Genomic DNA, 22,824 nt, shown 5'->3' on the forward strand with positions numbered 1-22,824 from the left:
GGCGCCGCACCCGGCACCGTACAGGCGGTGCGTCCGCGAGGGCGCACCGCCGCCGGTCCGGTCAGCGCCCGGGCCGGTCGGTCCGGTCAGCGCCCGGGCCGGTCGGTCCGGGAGAGGACGCCGGTGACGGTGTCGGAGAACGGCTCGCGCCGTGTGCGCGGCAGCGGCACCTCCACCAGGCGTCCGTCGAACAGCATCCACAGCCCGAAGCAGTCGTCGTCCTCGTCCCGCAGGAGGACCTGCACCGACCAGGGGTCCGGCCACGGCAAGGACTCCAGGTGCGCGAACAGGCCGCGCCAGTTGCTCCGGATGAACTGGACGACCCAGGCGTAGCACTCGTCCGACGGCGAGCCCGAGCCCGCGAAGACGTTGTCGCCGACCCGGGTGAAGCTCTGGTGCCACTCCCGGCCCTCGTCGGGCCGGGTCAGCGGCTCCATCACCTCCTCGGCACGGCGCGCCAGGACGATGACCTCGGTGTATCTGCTCATGGAGGCAGTATCCCGGCCGTCGCCCGGTCCCGGCGAACCGCCTCCCCTCCTCCCTCCACCCACCTCTCTCCACCTGTCCACCTGTCCACCTGTCCAACGAACACCGTGAACCGAACGAAGTGAGAAGCATGTCCGTCATACCGAGCAAGAGCCGTTGGAGACGGGTCCTCCGTGGCACCACGGTCCTCGCCGCAGTCCTCGGCATCGGCTGCGCCGGAGCACTCGTACCCGTGGCGTCCGCCGTCCCGTCCGTGGTCACCGACCCCGGCGACGACGGCCGGGTCAGTCCCGAGGACAAGGCGCTGCGGGACGCGAAGGCCACGGGGCGGCCGGTCGAGCTGACCACCGCCCGCACCGAGCTCTCCGACACCTGGGTGAACCCGGACGGAACGTTCTCCGTGAAGCGGTACGGGACCCCGGTGCGGATCCTGCGCGCGGGTGCCTGGGTCGCCACCGACCCCACCCTGGAGTTCGCCGCCGACGGATCGGTGCGCCCCCGGGCCACCTCGGTCCTGGTCTCGTTCTCCGGCGGAGGCACCGGCCCCATCCTCACCGGGGTCAAGGACGGCCGTACGCTGTCGCTGTCCTGGCCCACGGCCCTGCCCAAGCCCACCCTCGACGGCAACGTCGCGACCTACGCCGAGATCCTGCCCGGGGTGGACCTCCAGCTGAAGGCGGAGGTCGAGGGCTTCTCCCAGCTGATCGTCGTGAAGACGCCGCAGGCGGCGGCCAACCCCCAGCTGGCCACGCTGAAGTACACGATGTCCACGGTCGGCGTGACGGTCTCCACCGACGCCGGGACCGGGGCCGTGACGGCGACCGACCCGGCCGGCCAGACCGTCTTCACCAGCCCGTCGCCCGTCATGTGGGACTCCACCACGGCCACCGCTCCGGCCAGCCTCGCCAAGACCGCCGCGCCCCCGCGTACGGCCGCCTTCGCGGCGAGCTCGGATCCGGCCCCGGCCGCCGCCGCGGCCTCGGCCGCCGAGCCGGACAGCTCCTTCGAGCAGCCCGCCGGCGCGAAGGAGGCCGTGATGCCGACCACGGTCAGCGGCAACAGCCTCCAGATCACCCCCGACCAGGCCCTGCTGAAGGCGCCCGACACGACCTACCCGGTCTACATCGACCCCTCGTGGGCCTGGGGCGGGCGCAACAACTGGACCCGCGTCTACCAGAAGTACCCGCGCAACAGCTACTGGAACGCCAACGAGGTGGCCCGCGTCGGGTACGAGAACGAGACCGGCGGCCTGTCGCGTTCGTTCTTCGAGATGGACACCTCGAACCTGCGGGGCGCCAAGGTCACCTCCTCGACCTTCCGCATCAAGAACGTGTGGTCCTGGTCCTGCCAGGCCCGGCCCGTACAGCTGTGGCACACCAAGGGGATCAGCGACAAGACCACCTGGGACAACCAGCCCGCGAAGGTCGACTGGCTGGCCGACGTGAACCAGTCGAAGGGCTGGTCCTCCAGCTGCCCCGGCGGCAACCTGGAGTTCGACCTCACCTGGAAGATGCAGCGCGTCGCGGCCGCGGGCGAGAACAGCATCACCCTCGGCCTGTACGCGGCGAACGAGCACGACACCTTCGGCTGGAAGAAGTTCGACCCGAAGACGGCGGTCCTGGAGACCGTCTACAACAACCCGCCGCAGACCCCGACCGGCCTCGGCACCAACCCGCGGACGGACTGCGCGACCGGCGGCGTGATCGGCAACACGACCGTCAGCCTGTACGCCTTCGTCACGGACCCCAACGCGGGCAATCTGTCCGCCCAGTTCCAGGTCTACAAGGACGGCGCCACGGTCGTCGACTCCTGGATCCCCGGTCTGCGCGACCGGGTGTCGACGCTGGTGGTACCGGACGCCCAGCTGCCCTCGGGCACGTACACCTGGCGGGTGCGCGCGTACGACCAGAGCGAGTACTCCGACTGGAGCCGGACCTGCACCTTCACCGTCGACCGTACGCGGCCCGAGAAGGCCCCGACGATCGACTCGGCCGCCTTCCCCAACGGTGACGCGGGCTGGCCCTCGGTCACCGGCAAGGCGCGCACTCCCGGCTCCTTCACGCTCTCGGCCAACGGGGTCGGCGACGTGGTCCGGTACGGCTACTACACCGACTGGGACCCGGACGTGAAGACCGCCACGGTGCCGGCGGGCGGGCAGACCACCGTCGAACTCACGCCGCCGGGCGTGGGCCCGCACTTCGTGTACGCCTTCAGCCAGGACCAGGCGGGCAACCGCTCCGACACCGCGACCTACCTCTTCTACGCGGGCCGCTCCCAGACCAGGGACCAGGCCGACGACGTCAACGGCGACGGGCACCACGACATCTGGAGCAAGGACTCGTTCGGCACCCTGGTGACGTACGCGGGCCAGGGCGACGCCACCTTCTCCTCCGCCACGAACGGCGGGGTGAGCCTCGGCGCCGCGCAGGCCGTGGTCTCGGGCGACTGGGGGCAGGACGGCTACAACGACCTGTTCACCCTGGAACCCGATCCGAACGACCGGGTCGACAAGCTGTGGATGTACCCCAACAACGGGCTCGGCCACGTCCAGGGGAACAAGCGCGTCGAGGTCACGGTCTCCTGCCCCCGTCGCGACGAGGACCTGGGCTGCACGGAGGAGGGCGACGACCACTGGCAGGGCGCCTCGCAGATCCTCAGCCCCGGTGACCTGAACGGGGACGGCCAGCCCGACCTGCTCGTCAAGCAGGACAAGCGGCTGTGGGCCTACTTCGGCAACCGGGCGGGCCTCACCCTGGACACGCTCGGCGCGCCGGTCCTCGTGGGCGGGGCCGACTGGGACGCGTACACCGTCATCGCACCCGGTGACCTCAACGGCGACGCGATCCCCGACCTGTGGCTGCGGGACCGGTCCAACGGCGACATCCTGCGCAGCTACGGCAAGAAGAGCGCGGAGGGCAGGGCCGTCGACCTGGCGACCTGGGGCGTCGAGGGCCGCACCGTCGTGGGCGTCGGCGTCACCGAGGCCGCCTATCCGCAGGTGGGGTCCGCCGGGGACCTGTCCGGTGACGGCGTGACCGACCTGTGGGCCCGCCAGGCCGACAACACCATGTTCGGCTGGTACGGGCAGGCCTGGGACGGCACCGTCAACTCGTTCTCCGGAGGCTTCCGGATCGACGGCGTCTCCGGCGCCCGGATCCCGCCGGGCACGACGCTGGCCTCCGGTCAGGCGTACACGAGCGGCGTGTCCAAGCTCGTCATGCAGACCGACGGGGACCTGGTCCTCCTCACGCGCGACAAGCGCGTGTGGGCCACGCACACCGCCGGCCACCAGGGCGCCGTGGCCCGCATGCGGAACGACGGCAACCTCGTCGTCTACGCGGCGGACGGCTCCACCGCCCTGTGGGAGAGCCGGACGGGCGACAAGCCGGGCGGCTACGCGATCCTGCACGCCCGCGGCGTGCTGGTGCTCTACAACGCGGTCGGCCAGGGCCAGTGGACCAGCGGCTCCCAGAGCCGCCCCGACTACAACGCCGACGGCTACACCGACGTGCTCACGCGGGACGCCCACGGCGACATGTGGGTCTACTCCGGCACCGGCGGTACGGGCCAGAGCACGCTCGGCGGCCGCTCCTTCGTCGGCAACGGCTGGTGGCGCGACTACTGGACCAACGCCTACACGGCGGACGTCAACAACGACGGCTACACGGACATCGTCGGACGCGACAAGGACGGCGACCTCGTCCTCTACCCGGGCACCGGCAGGACCGGCACCCAGACCGTGAGCAGCCCGGTCCTGATCGGCACGGGCTGGAACATGTACGACACCCTCGGCTTCGGCGACATCGACGGCGACGGCCGCACGGACGTCATCGGACGCGACGGCGGCGGCGACCTGTGGGTCTACCGGCACGCCGGGGGCACCGGCACCCAGACCTTCGGCAGCCGCGTCTTCATCGGCAACGGCTGGTGGCCGGCGTCCTGGACCACGATCCGCTTCGCGGACCTCAACGGCGACCACAAGATCGACATCATGGGCCGCACGGACCAGGGCGACCTGTACGTCTACCCGAACACCACCGGCACCGACGGCGCCATCACCTTCGGCGCCCGCTACTTCAACGGCAACGGCTGGTGGAACGGCTACTGGACCCCGTACGCCACGGACCTCGACAGCGACGGCGCGGCGGAATCGGTGGGCCTGACGGACCAGGGCGAACTCTACGACTACCTCCCCACGGGCCGCACCCTGATCGGCACGGGCTGGGGCCCGCTGGACCTGATCCTCTGACCTGACCTCCTGTAGGAAGTCGGAAGGCGGACTGGACGACGGCCCGGAGCGCTTGGCGCTCCGGGCCGTCGGTGCTTTCCGTCGGCGGCCACAACCTCCGCGATCCGCCATCCACAATCCGCCATCCACCGTGAAGGGACGGATGGCTTCATGACATGGGGTCACCCGCTGGACCGCGCGACCGAGCGCCAGAGACCATGGACGGGGCGGAGCCTCAAACACCTCGCGGGCGCCGTCGCGCTGCTGATGACCGCGGGGAGGAGCGCGCACTGTTCCGGCGGCTGGCCCGGCACGAGCACCTGGAGAAGACTGAACTCGACCTCTGCCTGCCGGCGGCGAACTGGGCGTGGATCGGTACGGGCATGGCCTCGATCGCCCTGGTGGCCGGGGCGGGCCTGGCGGAGGACGCGACCGGCCGGCTCGCGCTCACCGCGGTCCGGGTCGCGGCAACCGCCCTCCTCGGCGTCTCGTGGGCCCTGGCCTTCCTGGGCCTGTTCCGCAACGCCATGCTCGACCGCTCCTTCGAGGACACCGACTCCCCCGCCTGGCTCCAGCGCCTGGCCGAAAGGCTCTACCACCCCCGCCGCCACGACTTCTGGCTCGCGGCGACGGTCTCGCTCCTGCCGACGCTGTGGGCGAGCGGGGCGCTGGGCTGAACAGCGGACGGCCGCCTCACCCGTTCGGCGAGGTCGGGCAGCCGGGGATCGGTACGCCGCGCGGTTAGGCTCGGGCCGTGGAGAGCTCACCTCGTGACAACGTCCTGCTGCTGACGTTCCAGGACCCGGAGCGCTGCGGCGACGCGTTCCGGGAGGCGCAGCACCTGTCCGGCTACCGCCAGGAGGTGAGCGTGGCGCGGCGGGCCGACGGTGAGCTCGAGGTGCTGGACACGCACATCCGCGGAACGGGTGCCGCCACGGTCGGCGGCGGCGCGGCCGGTCTCGCGCTCGGGCTGCTGGGCGGCCCGGTCGGCGCGCTGCTGGGCTTCACCGCCGGGGCACTGCTGGGCAACGCGGCCGAGCAGCACCATCTGGAGGCCGGCGGCGAGGCGCTGATCACCCTCAGCACCCGCGTCCCCGAGAACGGCGCCGTACTCATCCTCTTCCTCCACGAACGCCTCCCCGACCCCGCCGACGAACTCGCCGCCCGCCACGGCGCCTCCGTGGAGCGCCTGAGCGCCGAGGAACTGGCCGCCGAGATCGAGGACCTGAAGCGCCGCACGGACACGGACGCGTCGGAGGGCCCTGCCGACGACGGCGACTGATCCGGCGAGCGGCACGGAGCGCCGAGCACATCCACTCCCCCACGCCGCCCTCGGCGGTCGGAGGGCCGGAGAAGACCAGCAGGTTCAGGCCGGCGCCCAGTGCGCGCTGCCGGTACGCCACGGAGTGGACCGCGACGAAGCTGCGCCGGGCTCGTCCAGGCCCGTGGATAATCCTCCTCCGTGGCAGTTGAGAGGAAGTTTCGCCAAGCGGCGACGCGGGTGGTTGCCTTCGCCCAGTTGAAAGCCTGGCGGCTGCTACGACGAGCCAGAAGGAATCAGGCCGGCCTCCTCACCTATGGCTTCACGTCGAGACGCACGAGCGCGCCGATCTCCACGAGTTGGTCCGGCAGTGCCAAGTCGGAAACGCCCATGACCGTGCTGGCGGGCCGGTGCTCCCCGAAGTACTCGGCGTGGAGGCGTGCTGTCGTGTCGAAGTTCTCCCGCAGGTTCCTCACCAGAACCGTGGTCTCCACTATCTGGCCACGCTCGGCCCCGAACTGCCTCAGCACCAGGTCCAGATTCTCCAGCGTGGTACGGACCTGCAGTTCGAAGTCGCCGGCACCCACGAAGTCGCCGTGACGGTCATGAGACAGCTGCCCCGACACGTAAACCGTGTCACCGACCTGAGTGGCCTGGCTGTACCCGTACAACGACTCCCACGGCATGCCGAACCCGAATGCCGCACTCCCTTGATATAGCGCGCGGGACCGTCAGTTGGTTACGGGTCTGTACAAACGACGCTTGTCTGGCAGCGCCGTCGAAGTGTTCTCTGCGCGCACAAAACACCCTCCAGCAGAGGGTGAAAGTTGCTCAGTGAAATCTGCTGAGCGATCCACGCCTTTGCTGAGGATGAGCACGCCGGGCACAGTCAGCATCCGAGGCTGATCAGCGGAGACGATGCCAGGGCGAGGGCAGCGTTCCGCAGCTGGGCCGCCCACGTCTGCTGGTCAAGCCCCAAGGTGTACTCGACGACAGATCTTCCGGGCGTATCTCATCCGCCTGATATCGGCACGCCACCTTACCCAGAGATGTGAGCCCACGCCGCACAGAGGTTTCCGGTTCCGGTGTCGTTCCTGTCGTCAACCCGCGCGGCATCTGCCCGGCCACCGGGCTCACTCGTCTCTCGTACGGGCAGGCCCGGATGCTGTTGGACGAGCACACTGCGCTCGGCGGTGAGCCGGGCACCTGCTGGGATCTGCATGAGTGGCGGCACTCCGGTCTGACCCATCGCGGTGAGGGCGGGGCACGTCTGCTCATGCTGATGGCGAAGGCCCGGAACAAGAAGGCGGAGAAGGTACGGAAGTACTTCCACCCTTCACCAGCCTGCTCGCGCCGGGCAGATCCCGGTTCGGACGGGGCGGGATGGGGCGGGCGTCTCGCCGTAGTGCCGCTGGGGCAGCGTCACTGGCTCGGAACGGTGATGCCGGCCGCGCGCAGTTTCGCCTCGACCAGCGTGTTCAAGCGGGCGATGGAAGGTGACCGGTCTTCCCGGTGGTGGTTGACCATGGCGTACCGGGAGGCTGCGTCGGACTGGTCCTGAAACTCCGTCGGCATGGCCAGCAGCGCCCGTTGGGTCAGTAGTTTGTCGGCCAGCGTGGACGCCAACTCCTCGATCCGTGGGTCGTCCGGATCCCAGGCCCTCGCATCCCAGGCGCGCTTGGTCAGCTCGACGGACTCGGGGTCGTCCAGGGAGTGTTCGAGCCGCGTCAGGAAGCTGTCGAAGATCTCCGGGACCAGTGCCCTGGCCAGCACCAGGGCTTCCCGTTGACCGGCCACGTAGTCGGGACCGAAGCCGAGTTCGGCGAGCCTCTCCAAGACCGCGCAGGCCCGGTCGGGCAGGAGGGCGCGGTCACCGTGGTCGAGACGGTGCAGTCTGTCGCGGCGCGCGATCAGGTCTTCGATCCGTTCGGTGAGTTGGTGGTGGACGTCGTCCAGGGTGGCGGCGAAGGTCTCGGGATCGGCGTCGAGCAGGTCACCGATCTCGGCCAGCGGCACGCCTGCCGCGGCCAGGGTCCGGACCTGGACCAGCCGGTACAACTCGTCCGATCGGTAACGGCGGTAGCCGGAGGCGTCGCGTTCCGGCTCGGCGACCAGGCCGAGCCGGTGATAGTGCCGCACGGTCTTGATCGTGACACCGACGAACGCGGCCGCCTGACCGATCGTGAGCCCGTCTGTCATCGGCTCGGCGCACCTCCGGATCATGGGCGGCTGCGGTCCCGCGCACCGCGTCGGTGACGGCCGGCAAGTCCGGATGATCACCGGGGTGAGGATAACGCACACCAGTTCCAGCCCACCCCTGCTGCCAAGAGGCACCGGGACGCCTGCGATCGGTGCCGGTCACCCCTTGATCGGTGCAGGGGGTTGACCTTGACCTTGGGTCAAGGCCGCAGGCTCTGCACACGGCCGTTCGAAGGGCCAGGCAGCCATCAAGGCCGCCGTGAGAACCACACTGTGAACAGGGGATTCATCATGGGAACAAGCAACAGCGGCTTCTCCGACGCAGGGCTGCGCCGGCTGCGCGAGGTGCTGGCACGGCACGTCGAGTCCAAGAAGATTCCCGGCCTTGTCGCCCTCGTCAGCCGCGGCGGCCGGACGCACGTCGAAGCGATCGGGACGATGCGTCATGACGGTGGCGCGCCGATGCGCCGGGACACGATCTTCCGGATGGCGTCCGCGTCCAAGCCGGTCACGATGGCGGCGGCGATGATCCTGCTCGACGAGTGTCGGCTGCGGCTGGACGACCCCGTGGACCCGTGGCTGCCCGAACTCGCCGACCGGCAGGTGCTGAAGCGGCCCGACGGACCCCTGGACGACACCGTGCCGGCGCACCGGCCGATCACCGTACGGGACCTGCTGACCTCCACATTCGGGCTCGGGGTGGACTTCGAGTCGATGGCTTCCCCGATCAGGGCCGCGACCTTCGAGCGCCTCGACTACAGCGTGGCATCCGGGCCGGCCCCGGAGCCGGATGAGTGGATGCGCCGGCTCGGCGAACTGCCGCTGCAGTACCAGCCCGGAGTGCGGTGGCAGTACGACCTCAGCAACGAGGTGGTCGGTGTGCTGGTCTCCAGGGTCACGGGACAGGCGTTGGAGACGTTCCTGCGGACACGCGTCCTCGATCCGCTGGGGATGAAGGACACCGCCTTCCACGTGCCCGCCGACAAGATCGACCGACTGCCGCCTCTGTACGGGCCCGATCCGCAGACCGGCGAGTTCCTCGTGTGGGACGAGGCGGCAGGGGGAAGGTCCAGCGTGCCTCCCGCGTTCCAGGGCGCCGGCGGCGGGCTGGTCTCCACCGCCGACGACTACCGCGCCTACTTCCAGATGCTGCTGAATCACGGGATGCACGGGAGTGAACGGATCCTGTCCCGGGCCGCCGTCGAGTTGATGACCACCAACCGTCTCTCGCCCGCTCAACTAGCGGCCCGGGAGGCCATGTTCAGCAACGTCGCCCACCTGACGTCCGGCCAGGGGTCGCACGGCGGCTGGGGCTTCGGGATGGCGGTGCGCACCTATGCCGGCGTCTACGCGCCCATCGGCCAGTTCGGCTGGTTCGGCGGTACCGGCACCACCGCCTACGCGGACAGGACCAATCAGCTCACCGGAGTTCTGCTCACCCAGGTCGGACTGTCCACCCCGGATTCGCCGCGCGCCATGAACGACTTCTGGACCACGCTCTACCAGGCCGTCGACTGACAGCGAGCTCGACCGAACTGCCTGGGAACACTTACCCCAGGAACTCGGTTCTCGGCTCGGGCATGACCTGCTGGCGCCGCCTGGCCGAGCGGGGAGTCAAGGCACCGGAGGTCGTGCGAAGACTGCGGGTGAGCCCGAAGTCGGCCTACCATGCGAGGGTGGTCCCCGTGGACGGGACGATCACGGCGGACGCCCGCGAACGCGCCGCCGGACGAACGGACGGCGGACGGCGAACGGCATGAGCGAGGTCTGGCGAGGGCTGCAGCCCCTGCGCGTGGCACCCGGTTGGCGGATCGACATCAACAGCCTCTACGCCGTGGACCCTTCACCGGAGACCATCGAGTGGTTCTACGGCTCCGCGCTGGTGAGCGGCCACCGGGTGCACGACGGGCTCTGCTTCGACGCGCGCTGGGAGCCGGAGGGCGATCCCAATGGGGCCTACGGCGTCGACTTCCTCCGGCTCGCCGGATTCGGGCGGAAGAGACAGAGCACGCGCGAGCCCACCCCTCTCGGCACCTGGACCACCAGGAGCCGGACCGTGCTCGTGACGGCCCTGGAGGAGTTCATGTTCACCGGGAACCTCCCCGCCGGCCACACCGCTCCGCCGCCGTTCCCGAACCATCACGATTGACTGCCTGACTTCGGCTCGTCACATGGTGCGTTCGATGGTCCAGCGGTCCCCGAGGACGAGCAGCTCTGACCGCCCCACCGGAACCCGGCCCGGGGGCCGGAGCGACACACCACCGCTCCGGCCTCTGGGTCCTTCCGTACCCGGGCTCAGCCCATCCCGGCCCAGGTCCAGGCCATGGTCGCGAGGTCGTGGCAGGTCCACTGCTGCACCCGGGCCCCGTTGCCGGTCGCCGAGTCCGCGACCTCCAGGCACTTGCCGCTGTTCTTGTTGACCAGCCCCGCGTAGCCGGGGAACGAGATGCCCGTCCGGTACCAGAGCTGACTGGGCTGGTCGTAGCAGGTCCACTGCTGGGCGGGAGCGCCGTTCGCCAGACTCTTGTCGGCGATCTCCAGGCACCTGCCGCTGTGGGTGTTGCGGATCCGGTAGTACGTGGCGCCATCGACCCGCACGGGTTCGAACTGCCAGTACGAACCGGGCTGGCCCACGCAGCCCCACTGCTGCACCCGGCCTCCGTTGCCGAGTGCGGAGTCCTCGACCTCCAGGCACTTCTGGCTGTTCCGGTTGACGACGGTGGTGCCCCCACCGCCCGGCGGCGGGGTCTGGTCGGCCCGGGCGGCTCCCGCGCCGGCCAGGGTCGCGGCCACGGCACCCGCGACGGCGAGCAGGCCGATTCCCCGGTTCCGTTTGGTGTTCATGGCGGTCTCCTTCCCCATGGTCAGGCCCGGGCCCAGACGCGGCCGAGGGGCTTGGTGGCGTCGGAGTTGTCGTAGACCTCGACGATCAGGTCCTCGTTCTCGGCGATCGCGGCGAACCAGGGCTCGTCCTGCGGCGTGATCCGGTGGACGTCCACGTCCTTGCTCGTCCCCACCGCGTAGTACACCGGCGACCACTGGGCGCGCCGGGTGGAGTACACCCGGACGTAGACCGTGTCCCCGTCGTTGCTGGTGTCGTAGACCCACAGGTTCCGGTCGTAGGGGTGGAACTCCACCTTCGCCACCTGGTCGCCGCCGTTCCAGAGCTCCATCTTGGCGGCCTCGCCCCCGGGGTCCTTCACGAAGTACGTGTCGTCCACGGAGTCGTAGAGATAGCAGCCGTACGTCGACGCGGTCACCGCCAGGGTGCCGCTCAGCCGGGAGCAGTCGTCGGTGTCCACCCGGGCGGTCCGGACGGTCAGCGTCTCGTACGCCTGGGCCGGCGCCGCCGTGCTCAGCAGCGCCCCGGCGATCACCCCCAGCGATGCCAGCAGTGCGGCGGATGTCCTGCGCGGGTCCATACGCGGTCTCCTCGGTCTCGTGGCTCCTGGAAGGGCCGGGCGGCCCTCGTGACCTCAGTCTTCGGCGGCCGGGAATTGTCCGGTAGGCCCCCCGGACCACTCCGGACAACCCCCTCGGACACCCCCTCCGGGCCCCGTCAGTGCTCCGGGCAGCTCTCCCGGTACGGCACCCCGGGCAGCCGCTCCGCCCATTCACCCCGCGACAGCCCCTGCCCGATCCGCCCGCACACCGTCGCCACGGCATGCCCGATCCCCACGTCGTACGTCTGGAGCCCGCTCGTCAACCCGGCCGCGTAGAGCGCGCGGCCGTCCGCGCTGAAGGCGAGCGCCTCGATTCCGCCGCCGGGAGTGGGGAGGGGGATGCCGAGGGGGCGGCGGGTCGAGGTGTCCCAGATCTGGAGGACGCCGTCGAGATCCGCCGCGGCGAGCAGACGGGAGTCGGCGGAGAAGGCGAGTGCGTAGGCGGGTGAGGGTTCGGGGGGCGGCTCGGTGGCCGAGGGTGCCAGGATGCCGAGCCGTCTACGGATCCGCCCGTCCCACAGATGGATCTGGCCGTTGGCCGTGCCTCCGGCGAAATAGGACCCGTCGGGGCTGAAGAGCAGGGCCTGCAAGGCACCCGGCCCGGCGGTGGGCGAGTCCGCCCGCCCGGAGGGATAGCTGCGCACATGTCCCTGACCGGTGAGCAACCGGTCGCCGTCGGGGAACACGGCCACCGCACTCCCGTCGACTCCCGGAAGGCTCCGCTCCAGTGCGCGCCGACGCCGGTTCCAGATCCAGGTGTTGCCGATGCGCGGGAATTCCGTCAGGACGAGTGCCGCGCCATCCGGTGTGAAGGTCATGGCGCTGACCCCGGCCTTGGTGCCGACGGGCAGCTCCCGGCGCTCGATGAGGCGCGGGCGGTCGACGTCCCAGAAGCCCAGGCGGAACCGGTTTCCCTTCCGGCCCAGTTCGGCCATGACCGCGTAGGCGAGGGTCTTGCCGTCGGCGCTGAAGGCCAGCAACCCCGTACACGGAAGGAGCTGAGGAGGAGTGGGCGTGCCGCAGGGGAGCTCGGGCAGTTGGTGCGGAGGCGACTTCGCCGAGCCGGTCTCCCGCGTGCGGAAGGTCACCTTCGTGCCTTTGACCGTCACGGTCGCGAGCGTACGGCCGTCGGGAGAGAAGGCGGCTTTGGTGACGGAGGGGCCGTGGGGCCCCGGTACGTACAGGTCGCCGATCGCGAGGGTGCGCAGGGTCAGGCCCCATTCCCATCTGGGAGCGGTGAGAAAGCGCAGCACGCCCGCCTGGGCGTCGAACGAGAGGGCGGACACCCGCTCGCCGAGCAGGGGGCGAGTCAGCACGGGCCGGGCCGAGCGACGGACGTCCCAGACCATCAGGTGCGTGGCGTTCGCGGCGGCGAGCAGGGTTCCGTCGTGGCTGTACGGACCTCCTCGAGGCCGTCCACCTCGATGCGGCGAAGCAGTCGCCCTGAGGTGACCTCCCAGGTGCGGAGCCCTTCGGCGTCACGGAGCGAGAACAGGCGTCCGTCCGCGGTGAAGTCGATCCTCTCCTCGACGCACTGCCGGGCCGTGAGAACCGGGGCCCACGGGGTGTCCAGGCGCCGCCTGGCCGGTACGTCCCACAGCTCGACCCGGCGGCCACCGACGCACAGCGCGGCGATCCGGTCGTCTGGGCTCAGGGTGATGTCGGGCATCACCACTATGCGGTCGTCCTGGTCGTACCGCATCGGTACGGACGCGCTGTCGGTGAAGGGACTCGGGGCGGTTCCCCCGGGCAGCCGCAGCAAGAGCCTGCCGCTGGCCATGTCCCTGAGGGAGATGGTGAGCGGGCCGGGAAGCTCCAGGTTCGGAGGCCTGTCGTAGGTGACGACCGTGCGACCGCTCGGGCTCACCTCCGCGCCCGCCCGTGCCTCGTCGATCACCGTGCCGGGTCGCCCCGTCCTCAGGTCACGTATCACGAGCCGGCGTGATCCGGCCTTGTTCTCGAACACCGGATACCACCGCCCCACTCCCCGTGGCGTCACCGCGTCGAAGACGGACCGCCCCAGCCCCGGCATCCGCGCGGTCCGCCGGTGTTTCGTGACGTCCCACCACGTCACCTCCCGCGCCCCCACGCTGACCAGCGTCCGCCCGTCCGCGCTCAGGTGGCGCAGCGTCCCCGCGCCGTTCTCCGGGTCGGTGAACGTGTCCAGCTCGCGCTGGGCCGCCGCGCCCGCCACCGCGGAGCGGGTCTCCGGGAGGTCGGCGGCGCGCCAGGACGCCAGGGCCAGGCGCATCGCGGTGGCCGGGTCGGCGCGGCGCAGGCCGTCCGCGGTGGCGGCGGTGCGCCGGGCGGCCTCCTCGGTGCGGCGGCGGTCGCCCTCGCGGCTCTGCTGCCAGGCGACCGTCCCGGCGAGCAGCGCGAGGACCAGCAGGACCGCCAGCGTGCCCGCACGGGCGGTGCGGCGGCGCCGGCCCCGGGTGCGGGCGGCGAGGGGTACTTGCCCCGGTCTACAGGATTCGGACCTGCCAGGTCCCCCTTTTCAGGGCCCGCATGTTCACCGAGTCGATCGCACAGCGGGACCGGTCCAGCTCGTCGCGGGCGCCGAGCTCGTCGAGGACCAGGCGGTGGAGCTTGGCCCACACCCGGGCCTTGCTCCACTGTGAAAAGCGCTGGTGGGCTGTCGCCCCCGACGGCCCGAACGTGTGGGGTGGCCTCGCTGGGATCCGCCGCGTTCTCCGCCGATGAGATGCGGACGCAGGCCCTTCCATGCAGAGTGGGAAGGACCTGTTCGTACCGAGGTGGTCCCCCTGTGGTCCCGCCTGCTGGAGACCGGGACGAAGTGATGCGAGGATTGTCGTGACGTCGGAGTGATCGATGTTCCGCAGACGGCCGGCCGACAACAGCGAGGATCTTCTGGTCCGGCTCGGGTCGCTGACCGCCAGGGCTCGGGAGTTGGCCGAGACGCAGCGTTCGCGTGTCGAGCTCGCCGTGGCCCTGCAGCGCGGCATGCTGCCCTCGGACCTGCCCAGTTTTCCGGGTGCCCGGCTGGCCGTCCGCTATGAGCCCGCCAACCACGGGCTCAACGTGGGTGGTGACTGGTACGACGCTTTCTCCCTGCCAGGCGGGCGGATCGGCATGTCCATCGGTGACGTGCAGGGACACAACATCGAGGCCGCCGCCTTCATGGGACAGGTCCGCGTGGCACTGCGCGCGCTGGCCTCCGTCTCCGGAGACCCGGGAGAGCTGCTCGGTCGCACCAACGACCTGCTCGTCTCTCTGGGCGCCGATCTCTTCGCCACCTGCACCTTCCTGCGGCTCGACCCCGCTGCCGGCACCCTGGAGTGCGCCCGGGCCGGTCACATCCCCCACATCTGGGCCACCACCGACGGCCGCTCCGGTATCGACGACAGCGAGGGCGGGCCTCCGCTCGGTGTGCTGCGCGGCGTCGACTACCCGGCCACGCGCCGCCGGCTCACCTCCGGCGGTGTCTTCGTCCTCCTGACCGACGGGGTGGTGGAGGGGCCCTCGCTCCACCTCGACGAGGGTCTGGACCGGGTGACGAGGCTCGCCGGGATCACCGCCGTCGCCGGACTGGACGTCGACGCGCTCGCCACCGCCGTCATGAGGCTGGCGGCCACGGTGGGGCACGAGGACGACGCGGCCGTCCTGGTCGTCGGCCATGACGGCGGTCCGGCCCGGCCGGCGGCCGAGGAGTGAGGGGAGCGGCTCGCCTCGGGCCGGGTCGGTCCGAGGCCCCTCCCGGGCCCGTGCCGGACGGCGGCGTCCGACACGCAGGGGCCTTGCCCGGTCGTGGCGGCCCGGCCGGTGTCTGATGGCTGACGTGTTGGATACTCGGCAGTTCCGGTCCTCGACGGAGGCGGCTCTGATGTCGCTGGCCGTGGCGGTTTGCTACTACGCGGCCGGACGACTCGGCCTGATGGGACGCCTCGTCGTCGAAGGCGTGGTGGTCACCCCCATCTGGCCTCCCACGGGCGTCGCCGTCGCCGCCCTGCTGCTGCTCGGCGCGCGGGTCTGGCCTGGGATCGCCCTCGGCTCCTTCCTCGTCATCGCCTCCCTCACCACTCCGGGGCCCGCCACAGTGGTCACCGTGGTCGGCAACACCGTCGCGCCACTCTGCGCCTTCCTGCTGCTGAGACGGGCCGGCTTCCGGCGCGACATGGCACGGCTGCGGGACGGACTCTCCCTGGTCTTCCTCGGCGGGTTCGGCGCGATGATGATCAGCGCGACCGCGGGGGTCGGACTGCAGGTGGCGAAGGGCTCCCTGGACACGAGCGAGTTCTGGCCCGCCTGGCTGGCCTGGTGGGTGGGAGACACGATGGGGGTGCTGCTCGTCGCCCCGCTCGTGCTCGTCCTCGCGGGGCCGGCCGGGCGGTTCCGGGTACGGCGCTGGAAGGAGGCGGCCTTTCTCGGGCTGACGACCCTGGTCCTCATGCCCATGGTCGTACTCAGCCCGATGAGCATGCTCTTCCTCGTCTTCCCCCTGCTGATCTGGGCGGCGCTCCGCTTCCAGCTCGCCGGAGGCATGCTGTGCGCGCTCTTCGCCTCCGTGCTGGCCACCTTCGAGGCGACCTCCGGACGGGGCGCGTTCCTCCACCTCACGGACGTCGAGATCATGGCCAAGCTCCAGGCGTTCAACGGTTCCGCCGCCCTGACCGCCCTGCTTCTCGCCTCCGTCATCACCGAGCAGCGTGCGACCCGCCGGTCGGTGCGCCGCGCCTGCCAGGAACTGGCGGAGGTCCTGGAGCACCTCGCGGCGGGCGAGCCCTCGCCGGGTCCACCCGGCGCCGCCGAGAGCCGGGCGGCCCCACCCGGCGGGCACCGGAATCCGTGATCCCCGCGCCGGAGCCGGCGCGGGGATCAGGAGCCGTACAACGACTGCGTACTCGACGTCGAGGACGTCGACGTGCCCCTTGGAGAGAGTGGTCCCGGGCATGCGTGACGGGAGGCACGTGCTCACGCCTGTGCCGGCCGCCCCCGCGGGGAAGGCGGCCGACCTGGCGTGCTCGGATTCGGTCAGCGACTCGCGTACGGCAGGAGGGCCATCTCGCGGGCGTTCTTGATGGCAGCGGCAAGGGACCTCTGCTGCTGGGCCGTCACGCGGGTGACGCGCCTGCCGCGGATCTTGCCTCGGTCGGAGAGGAACCTGCGCAGCAGGTCGGTGTCCTTGTAGTCGATGTACGTGATCCCGGCCGCGTCGAGCGGATTGGGGCGGGACTTGGCGGGCTTGCGGGGCTCGGGGCGTCGAGCCATGGCGGCTTCTCCTTGGGTCATCAGGTCGTTCGATTCGTACGGTGAGGGGTCAGGCCGCGTCGAGGAGGGAGGCGAACGCGGCAGGCAGTCGTTTCCAGGCTTCGGGCCCCGACGCGTACTCCGCGTCGGTGAGGAGGCAGGAGTCGAGGAGCTGTTCCAGCCCGTCCCGGTCCAGGCCGGGCGAGGTGAAGACGAGGTGCTGGCAGCAGTCGCCGTGCTCGGGATGCCAGTCGAGCGCCGCCGCCGCCCGGCGCACGGGAGGAACCGACTCCCAGGCCGCGTCCGGGAGCGACGCCAGCCAGGGCCCGGCGCTCTCCACACACAACGCGCCGCCGGCCGCGTCCCAGGCGAGCAGCGTGTCGGGGCGGTCGGCGAGCCAGAAGCGGCCGCGGCTCCGGGCCGCCGCGCAGCACAGGTCCTCAAGTGCCTCGTACAGGCGCTCGGGGTGGAAAGGCCGTCGGCGATGCCACACGAACGTGGCGACTCCCGCCTGGTCCGCCTCCTGGGGCAGCAAGGCGCACGCCGGATGCTGGGCGGCCGCGGCGGCCTCGACGTCGAAGCCCGCGAGCGCGGCCCTGGCGAGTTCGGCGGAGGCGGCCGGAACGCGTAGGGCGGTGGGATGCAGTTGGGCGAGGAGGGCGTGGTCCTCTTCGTCCGCCTCGTCGCTGTCGACCACGGCGAGGACGGGGGCGTACTCCAACTGGCGGGCCCAGGTGTCGCCGACGGTCCGCTGGTCGGTGGCGGCGGCGGCCAGTCCGGCCTCGGCGAGATCGTCCCCGTTCCCGAGATACGGCAGGACGAGTGCGGGGTCCACGGCGGTGATCACGCTCGTGACGACCAGGCGGTCCCCGCCATGCCCGGCGATGACCTCCGCCATGGCCTTCGGTTCGACCGAGTCCCACAGTTCGACGACGGCCAGCCGGGTCAGCCCGCCGTCCGCCATGCGCTCCAGCTCGGGGACCAGATCCTCGCGCAGCGCACAGCACGCGCAGTCGTTCACCAACGGTGTTTCGCCGCTGGAGACGGGGCCGGAAGCGTCGCGGACGAGGCGGAGCACGGTGCCGTCGGGTGCCGAGGCCAGGTCGTGGTGCAGCGCCACGCTCCCCGGAACGGCCCGCAGGAGACGGTCGACGACCTCCTTGCGGGCGTCGGAGTGGAGCCCGGCGACGATCACGACGGGGAACTGCCGGTCGCACGCCATCAGCGGGCTCCGTAGCGGCGCTCGAAGCGCTCCACGCGGCCGGCGGTGTCGAGGACGCGGGCCGTACCCGTGTAGTAGGGGTGGCTGGCGGAGGAAATCTCCACGTCGACGACGGGGTAGGTGTTGCCGTCCTCCCAGTCGATGGTCTTGTCGCTGGTCATCGTGGAACGGGTGAGGAACGAGGTGCCGGAGGCGGAGTCACGGAAGACGACGGGCCCGTAGGCGGGATGGATGCCGGGCTTCACGGCAGGAACCTTTCGACGGTGTGGCGAGGACGGGATACGGGTGGGGTCAGCGCTCTTCGCGGAAGTCGACGTGGCGGCGGGCGACGGGGTCGTACTTGCGCAGCACCAGCCGGTCCGGGTCGTTCCGGCGGTTCTTGCGGGTGACATAGGTGAACCCGGTGCCCGCCGCGGAGCGGAGCTTGACGACCGGGCGGATCTCGTTGCGTGCCATGACAGGTACTATATGGCAACGATTTTCATTATCGACAAGCTCGGCCCTCGAGAAAGGCGGCACCACCCGTGTCAGCCCACTGCCAACTGACCGGCGCCAAGCCGGGATTCGGCCATGCCATCTCCCACTCGCACCGGCGTACGTCACGACGCTTCGACCCCAACATCCAGCGCAAGCGCTACTGGCTGCCCGGTGAGGGACGCCACGTCCGCCTCACCCTGAGCGCCAAGGCCATCAAGACCGTCGACACGATCGGCATCGAGGCCGCGGTGACGCGGATCCGTGCCCGGGGAGGGAAGGTCTGATGGCGAAGAAGAGCAAGATCGCGCAGAACGAGAAGCGCAAGGAGGTCGTTCGGCGCTACGCCGCCCGCCGGGCCGAGCTCAAGGAGATCGTCCGGCGCCCGTCCAGCACCCCGGCTGATCGAGCGGCCGCCCAGGAGGAGCTCCGTCGGCAACCGCGCGACGCCAGCGCCACCCGCGTACGCAACCGGGACAGCGTGGACGGCCGTCCCCGTGGCTTCCTCCGCAAGTTCGGGCTCTCCCGGGTCCGGGCACGACAGCAGGCCCACGCGGGATTCCTTCCCGGAGTGACCAAGTCGTCCTGGTAGGCCCCCCTCGGCCCGACCACAGGCCCCGCGGTCGGGCCGACGGCACAAGGAGAGGCGCCTGACCCGGCCTTCCGCCGGTCAGGCGCCTCTCCCTCGGGGCGGGTCGTGTCTACCGTTCGTTCAGTGTGATCTTCCAGAGCTGGCCCAGGTCGTTCGACGGGTCCCGGAGGGACAGGGCGTCGCCGTTCTCGGTGGCGGTCACGTTCGTTCCGTCCAGGGCGCTGACGATGCGGTACCAGCCTCCTCCGACCGGTTCGAGGCGCCACTGCTCGCCCTTGTTGTCGGCGACGGCGTCCATCAGGGTGACGGTCTTGTCCTGCGCGTCGTAGGACACGTGCCGGGAGTCGAGTGCGAGCGGGGACAGGCGCCAGATGTTCCCGGCGTCGGCGTGCAGGTCCCAGATCTGGTTGCTCTTGCACCGGCAGGGCGTCCAGCCGAGGATCTTGGTCCCCGCCGAGGTGTCGCCGGCGGTGAGGTCCATGGCCAGTCCCGTCGCGGACTGGAGGGACACGCGGTCCTTGTCCTTGGGCTCGATGCCGCCCTGCCACTCCTCGGGGGCGGTGGCGCAGTCGGTCGTGACCAGGGTGTTGTTCTCGCCCGGCTTCAGGCACTGCCCGTTGTGGACGGAGCGCAGGGTGTCACCGTAGTGGTACCACTGCTGGTTGTTTCCGCCGTTGCACTCCCACTGCAGGACTTCGAGGTTCGTCCGGTCGTAGTCCAGGCACTGCCCGGAGCTCTGGTTGACGAGAGAGATCGCTCCGTCGGGGGCGGCGGCCGAGGCGGAGGCGGTGCCCGCCCGGGCGCTGCGGGCGGCGGCGGGGGCGGTCGCCGAAGCGCGGGCCTGCCACTGCTGTTCCTTGCCGTCCCCGCACGGCGCGAGCTGGACCTGATCCGCCTGGCCGCCGCTGACGCAGGTCTGCGCGGCGGACGACACGAGCTGTCCGGTCGAGGAGGCGGACCAGCCGTCCGCGTGGGGCTGGGCCCCCACGGTGCCGGGCTCTTCGAACCACCACTGCTGGTTCATGTCGTAGGTGCAGTGCTCGATGCTCAGCCAGTTCTGGTGGTCGTCCTTGCCGATCAGGCGTGGGTTCTGGGTCAGACAGCCGGTGATGTCGTACCCGCCGCTGCCGTTGCTCTCGTAGGCGAAGAGCTGCGAGGAGCCGTCGTACAGGGTGTGGCCCACGGCCCAGGAGACGGGCTGTCCGCTCTTCCCCGCGACGATCTTCGCCCAGTCGTGGCCGTCGTCCGTGTGCAGGAAGTTGTCACCGTATTTGATCGTGGCGACCGAGCGGACCGGCTGGACGGAGGAGCTGGGGTGGATCAGGTCTCCGTCCAGCTTCCTGGAGTCGTCCACGTGCCACTGCTGGCGGGCGGAGCCGTCCGCGCTCGCCGCCTTGCCCCAGGCTCCGTCGCCGCCCCAGTCGGCGTCGATGAGGTCGCCGGTGGACGCGTTGCGCAGCTGCATGGTCGCGCTCACCGGGCCCGTCGGGTCGCCCGACCACAGGGAGTCCTTCCGCTTCTCGGTGACCACCATCTGATCGGGGGTGGCGCCGGCCGATCCGGCGCAGGTGAAGTAGCCCTGCGACTGCCAGCTGGTGGCCGTGATGGTCTTCGCCACGCAGGTGCCCAGTGCCTGCTGGCCGAAGGCGTTGGGGTGGATGGCCTCCTGCTTGTCGCCCTGGGTGTAGGGGAGCCAGTTGGCGAGGCCGGGAATCCAGCGCACCCATTCGGAGCTCTTGGCCTGCGGCGGGTTGCCCGGGGAGTCGAGCTCGGATGCCTGGGAGGACGCCTTGGCGCACAGCTCGTGGCCCGCGAAGGCGTTCTGGGTGTTGAGGAAGATGGCCTTCTGATCGTGCGCCGCTTCGGCGAGGGCCTGGTTCAGCTGCGGGACGACCTCGTAGTGCATCCAGTCGACGTCCGGGTCCAGCAGGGCGCATCCGCCGGTCATCATGCGTGCCCAGCTGAGTGCATTGGACGGGTACCGGTTGTTCTCCACCGAGGCCAGCGGATTCGGGTACGCCTGAAGGATGATCTTCGGGTTCTCCTGGCCCGCCTCGTTGAGCGTGGTCCTGATCTTCGCGATCGTCGTGGCGACCTTCTCCTGGATGGTCCTCGTCTTGGTGTAGATGTCGGACCGGCCGTTCGTGCTGCACGGCTTGTTGCCGACGTAGCCCACGACGCAGTTGAAGCCGATGTCGGAGAAGCCGATGTCGTTGCCGCCGATCGAGAGGACCACGTACGTCACGTTGTTCTCGGCGGCGATCTTGGCGAGCTGCTTCACCTGGGGCTCTTCGCCCTTGAAGGTGTTGTCCGTGACGTCCGTCGTGGTCGCCCCCGAGCAGGCGATGTTGAACCGGCGCTCGGGCGGGATGCCGAGCACGTCTCCGATGCTCTTGATCGGTGCCAGATCGGAGCGGTGGCACATCTCCGTGCCGGACGCGGTCGCGCCGTAGACCCGCTTCGGGTCGTGCTCGCAGACCTCGTCCTTGCCGGTGCCGGTGCAGTCGAACGCCGCCCGGTCGGTGCCGAAGGCGGAGCCCTGGCGGCTGCGGTAGGACAGCTCGCCGGCTCCGTTGCCCTGCCAGCGCCCTCCCTCACCGGAGATGTAGCTGTCGCCCATGGAGACCACCGCGTCGTTGCCGACGCACACGTCCCCGCTCTGCGCCGCTCGGGCGGCCAGGGCGGCCGGGCTGTAGAGGGTCCGGCTGTCCCAGTCGGGCATGCACGCGCGCAGGCCCACGGGCGCGAACCTCACCGGCCGGTGGTCGGAGCCGCCCCGGCTGCTGATGGTGACGGCGAGGTCGGTCAGCGGCTCGCTGGCGGTCATGAAGTCGAGGGGGTACCCGGACTGGTGGGTCGGCACGGGGACGCCGTCCGGCTTCCCGTTCTTGGTCGCGTAGTACGTGGTGGCCCTGATCTGCTCGCGGAAGGACTTGGCCTCGGAGTTGAAGTCGCCGAGGACCCGCCACGGTTCGTCGCCCACGGCGTCGGCGACCGCCTGCGTCAGTGCCTTCGCGTGCGGGTTGGGCTTCGTCTCGGTACGGATGGACGCCGCGTGGATGTTGAAGTACCAGGTGCCCTTGACGCGTACGCCGACGGCCGGACGGGAGCGTATCCACTTCCTGTCGTCCGTGCGCGGGGTGACGATCTTGATGTCCTGGAGGGCGTCGAAGTCCGCGGCGACGGAGTTGTTCACCCACACGGCCATGGACTTCTGGGCGTTCTTCTGGGTGTCCGGGTCCTCGTCGTCCCCGCTCCCTCCGGAACCCCACAGGTTCTTGTCGAGGATGTCCACGTAGAACATCTGGCCGACGATGCCGCTCCGGTCGCCCGCACCGTAACTCTTGGTGAGGACCCTGTACTTCAGGCTCGGGAGACCGCTGGGTGTCGTGGAGGTGTCGCCCGTATTGCTCAGGCGCGTCAACTCGTCATGCGTGACGAAGTCCACCGGCGGGGTGTTGACTTCCTGCAGGGCCAGAATGTCGGCGTCCTTGAGGAAGTACGACCTGGCGTCCGCCCACTTGTTTCCGCCCTGGGCGTTCCATGTCACCGCGCGGAGATCGGTCCTGGGCGCCGCCTGCGCCTGCCCCGCGGTCAGCAGGGGGAGGAAGGAAACCAGGAGTGCGCAGGTCAGGACAAGTGCGATATCGCGTAAGACGGTCCGACGTCCGCCGTCGCGTGGCGGGGACGGTGAACTCCGCTAAAGGGCAC

21 protein-coding genes and 1 pseudogene are annotated in these 22,824 nt (G+C 70.4%); 9 read left to right on the forward strand and 13 right to left on the reverse strand.

Annotated features, from left to right (window positions below):
* Positions 1-86 precede the first annotated feature (86 nt).
* Positions 87-488, reverse strand: coding sequence for a hypothetical protein (locus AB0Q96_RS20335; protein ID WP_365327281.1), 402 nt, complete (start codon positions 486-488; stop codon positions 87-89).
* Positions 489-616: 128 nt separating this feature from the next.
* Here AB0Q96_RS20335 and AB0Q96_RS20340 point away from each other — a divergent pair, with 128 nt between their 5' ends.
* The 3 genes from AB0Q96_RS20340 to AB0Q96_RS20350 all read left to right on the forward strand — a co-directional run bounded on the left by AB0Q96_RS20340 (position 617) and on the right by AB0Q96_RS20350 (position 5,996).
* A complete protein-coding gene (locus AB0Q96_RS20340; RefSeq protein ID WP_365327283.1) occupies positions 617-4,735 on the forward strand; it encodes an FG-GAP-like repeat-containing protein in 4,119 nt (1,372 codons plus the stop codon).
* Positions 4,736-4,932: 197 nt separating this feature from the next.
* Positions 4,933-5,391, forward strand: coding sequence for a hypothetical protein (locus AB0Q96_RS20345; RefSeq protein WP_365327285.1), 459 nt, complete (start codon positions 4,933-4,935; stop codon positions 5,389-5,391).
* 77 nt (positions 5,392-5,468) lie between these two features.
* Positions 5,469-5,996 carry a hypothetical protein gene (locus tag AB0Q96_RS20350; protein WP_365327286.1) on the forward strand — a complete coding sequence of 176 codons (528 nt, stop codon included), beginning with the start codon at positions 5,469-5,471 and terminating at the stop codon, positions 5,994-5,996.
* 293 nt (positions 5,997-6,289) lie between these two features.
* Here AB0Q96_RS20350 and AB0Q96_RS20355 read toward each other — a convergent pair whose 3' ends face one another.
* Both AB0Q96_RS20355 and AB0Q96_RS20360 read right to left on the reverse strand, forming a co-directional pair.
* The gene (locus tag AB0Q96_RS20355) at positions 6,290-6,661 is read right to left on the reverse strand and encodes a RidA family protein (protein WP_365327288.1); all 372 of its coding nucleotides are present in this window, start codon (positions 6,659-6,661) and stop codon (positions 6,290-6,292) included.
* A gap of 736 nt (positions 6,662-7,397) precedes the next feature.
* Positions 7,398-8,255 (reverse strand): MerR family transcriptional regulator, encoded by an 858-nt coding sequence (locus tag AB0Q96_RS20360; protein ID WP_365327290.1) that lies wholly within the window; start codon positions 8,253-8,255, stop codon positions 7,398-7,400.
* Positions 8,256-8,465: 210 nt separating this feature from the next.
* Between AB0Q96_RS20360 and AB0Q96_RS20365 the strand changes: the two genes are divergently transcribed.
* Together AB0Q96_RS20365 and AB0Q96_RS20370 are read left to right on the forward strand one after the other, a co-directional pair.
* Positions 8,466-9,692 carry a serine hydrolase domain-containing protein gene (locus AB0Q96_RS20365; protein ID WP_365327292.1) on the forward strand — a complete coding sequence of 409 codons (1,227 nt, stop codon included), beginning with the start codon at positions 8,466-8,468 and terminating at the stop codon, positions 9,690-9,692.
* Between the two features lie 238 nt (positions 9,693-9,930).
* The gene (locus AB0Q96_RS20370; protein ID WP_365327294.1) at positions 9,931-10,323 is read left to right on the forward strand and encodes a hypothetical protein; all 393 of its coding nucleotides are present in this window, start codon (positions 9,931-9,933) and stop codon (positions 10,321-10,323) included.
* Positions 10,324-10,469: 146 nt separating this feature from the next.
* Here AB0Q96_RS20370 and AB0Q96_RS20375 read toward each other — a convergent pair whose 3' ends face one another.
* The 5 genes and pseudogenes from AB0Q96_RS20375 to AB0Q96_RS20395 all read right to left on the reverse strand — a co-directional run.
* Complete coding sequence (locus AB0Q96_RS20375; protein WP_365327296.1) at positions 10,470-11,018, reverse strand: RICIN domain-containing protein; 549 nt, start codon at positions 11,016-11,018, stop codon at positions 10,470-10,472.
* A 20-nt stretch (positions 11,019-11,038) separates the two neighbouring features.
* A complete protein-coding gene (locus AB0Q96_RS20380; RefSeq protein WP_365327298.1) occupies positions 11,039-11,596 on the reverse strand; it encodes a hypothetical protein in 558 nt (185 codons plus the stop codon).
* 137 nt (positions 11,597-11,733) lie between these two features.
* Complete coding sequence (locus tag AB0Q96_RS20385; RefSeq protein WP_365327300.1) at positions 11,734-12,933, reverse strand: hypothetical protein; 1,200 nt, start codon at positions 12,931-12,933, stop codon at positions 11,734-11,736.
* Positions 12,934-12,965: 32 nt separating this feature from the next.
* Positions 12,966-13,868, reverse strand: coding sequence for a hypothetical protein (locus AB0Q96_RS20390; protein WP_365327302.1), 903 nt, complete (start codon positions 13,866-13,868; stop codon positions 12,966-12,968).
* 203 nt (positions 13,869-14,071) lie between these two features.
* A pseudogene (locus AB0Q96_RS20395) lies at positions 14,072-14,274 on the reverse strand (IS5/IS1182 family transposase); the annotation flags it as partial.
* Between the two features lie 175 nt (positions 14,275-14,449).
* Here AB0Q96_RS20395 and AB0Q96_RS20400 point away from each other — a divergent pair.
* Complete coding sequence (locus tag AB0Q96_RS20400) at positions 14,450-15,292, forward strand: PP2C family protein-serine/threonine phosphatase (protein WP_365327304.1); 843 nt, start codon at positions 14,450-14,452, stop codon at positions 15,290-15,292.
* A gap of 169 nt (positions 15,293-15,461) precedes the next feature.
* Entirely contained in the window at positions 15,462-16,427 is a 966-nt protein-coding gene (locus AB0Q96_RS20405) for an MASE1 domain-containing protein (RefSeq protein ID WP_365327306.1), read from the forward strand.
* Positions 16,428-16,609: 182 nt separating this feature from the next.
* Here the strand turns inward: AB0Q96_RS20405 and rpsR are convergent, their stop codons facing one another.
* Genes rpsR through rpmG form a run of 4 tightly spaced genes read right to left on the reverse strand, consistent with a single transcriptional unit; the run spans position 16,610 to position 18,503 of the window.
* Positions 16,610-16,846 (reverse strand): 30S ribosomal protein S18, encoded by a 237-nt coding sequence (rpsR, locus tag AB0Q96_RS20410; RefSeq protein WP_365327308.1) that lies wholly within the window; start codon positions 16,844-16,846, stop codon positions 16,610-16,612.
* A 49-nt stretch (positions 16,847-16,895) separates the two neighbouring features.
* Positions 16,896-18,047 carry a GTP-binding protein gene (locus AB0Q96_RS20415; protein WP_365327310.1) on the reverse strand — a complete coding sequence of 384 codons (1,152 nt, stop codon included), beginning with the start codon at positions 18,045-18,047 and terminating at the stop codon, positions 16,896-16,898.
* Positions 18,047-18,292 (reverse strand): type B 50S ribosomal protein L31, encoded by a 246-nt coding sequence (locus tag AB0Q96_RS20420; RefSeq protein ID WP_365327312.1) that lies wholly within the window; start codon positions 18,290-18,292, stop codon positions 18,047-18,049. The genes AB0Q96_RS20415 and AB0Q96_RS20420 overlap by 1 nt, the downstream gene beginning before the upstream one ends.
* 46 nt (positions 18,293-18,338) lie before the next feature.
* The gene (gene rpmG, locus AB0Q96_RS20425) at positions 18,339-18,503 is read right to left on the reverse strand and encodes a 50S ribosomal protein L33 (RefSeq protein ID WP_365327314.1); all 165 of its coding nucleotides are present in this window, start codon (positions 18,501-18,503) and stop codon (positions 18,339-18,341) included.
* A gap of 68 nt (positions 18,504-18,571) precedes the next feature.
* On the opposite strand from rpmG, the gene rpmB reads away from it, so the two are divergent.
* Entirely contained in the window at positions 18,572-18,808 is a 237-nt protein-coding gene (gene rpmB / locus AB0Q96_RS20430) for a 50S ribosomal protein L28 (protein ID WP_365327316.1), read from the forward strand.
* Positions 18,808-19,113 (forward strand): 30S ribosomal protein S14, encoded by a 306-nt coding sequence (gene rpsN / locus AB0Q96_RS20435; RefSeq protein ID WP_365327318.1) that lies wholly within the window; start codon positions 18,808-18,810, stop codon positions 19,111-19,113. Before rpmB ends, rpsN begins: the two co-directional genes overlap by 1 nt.
* 109 nt (positions 19,114-19,222) lie before the next feature.
* Here the strand turns inward: rpsN and AB0Q96_RS20440 are convergent, their stop codons facing one another.
* Entirely contained in the window at positions 19,223-22,663 is a 3,441-nt protein-coding gene (locus AB0Q96_RS20440) for an RICIN domain-containing protein (RefSeq protein WP_365327320.1), read from the reverse strand.
* Positions 22,664-22,824 lie beyond the last annotated feature (161 nt).

The sequence above is a fragment of the Streptomyces sp. NPDC093111 genome, assembly GCF_040683955.1.
Taxonomy (GTDB): Bacteria; Actinomycetota; Actinomycetes; order Streptomycetales; family Streptomycetaceae; genus Streptomyces.

Coding starts and splice junctions, on each gene's coding strand:
- AB0Q96_RS20335 (WP_365327281.1), bottom strand. CDS start 488: ATGAGCAGATACACCGAGGTCATCGTCCTGGCGCGCCGTGCCGAGGAG.
- AB0Q96_RS20340 (WP_365327283.1), top strand. CDS start 617: ATGTCCGTCATACCGAGCAAGAGCCGTTGGAGACGGGTCCTCCGTGGC.
- AB0Q96_RS20345 (WP_365327285.1), top strand. CDS start 4,933: ATGGACGGGGCGGAGCCTCAAACACCTCGCGGGCGCCGTCGCGCTGCT.
- AB0Q96_RS20355 (WP_365327288.1), bottom strand. CDS start 6,661: ATGCCGTGGGAGTCGTTGTACGGGTACAGCCAGGCCACTCAGGTCGGT.
- AB0Q96_RS20365 (WP_365327292.1), top strand. CDS start 8,466: ATGGGAACAAGCAACAGCGGCTTCTCCGACGCAGGGCTGCGCCGGCTG.
- AB0Q96_RS20370 (WP_365327294.1), top strand. CDS start 9,931: ATGAGCGAGGTCTGGCGAGGGCTGCAGCCCCTGCGCGTGGCACCCGGT.
- AB0Q96_RS20375 (WP_365327296.1), bottom strand. CDS start 11,018: ATGAACACCAAACGGAACCGGGGAATCGGCCTGCTCGCCGTCGCGGGT.
- AB0Q96_RS20380 (WP_365327298.1), bottom strand. CDS start 11,596: ATGGACCCGCGCAGGACATCCGCCGCACTGCTGGCATCGCTGGGGGTG.
- AB0Q96_RS20390 (WP_365327302.1), bottom strand. CDS start 13,868: ATGCGCCTGGCCCTGGCGTCCTGGCGCGCCGCCGACCTCCCGGAGACC.
- AB0Q96_RS20400 (WP_365327304.1), top strand. CDS start 14,450: ATGTTCCGCAGACGGCCGGCCGACAACAGCGAGGATCTTCTGGTCCGG.
- AB0Q96_RS20405 (WP_365327306.1), top strand. CDS start 15,462: ATGTCGCTGGCCGTGGCGGTTTGCTACTACGCGGCCGGACGACTCGGC.
- rpsR (WP_365327308.1), bottom strand. CDS start 16,846: ATGGCTCGACGCCCCGAGCCCCGCAAGCCCGCCAAGTCCCGCCCCAAT.
- AB0Q96_RS20415 (WP_365327310.1), bottom strand. CDS start 18,047: ATGGCGTGCGACCGGCAGTTCCCCGTCGTGATCGTCGCCGGGCTCCAC.
- rpmG (WP_365327314.1), bottom strand. CDS start 18,503: ATGGCACGCAACGAGATCCGCCCGGTCGTCAAGCTCCGCTCCGCGGCG.
- rpsN (WP_365327318.1), top strand. CDS start 18,808: ATGGCGAAGAAGAGCAAGATCGCGCAGAACGAGAAGCGCAAGGAGGTC.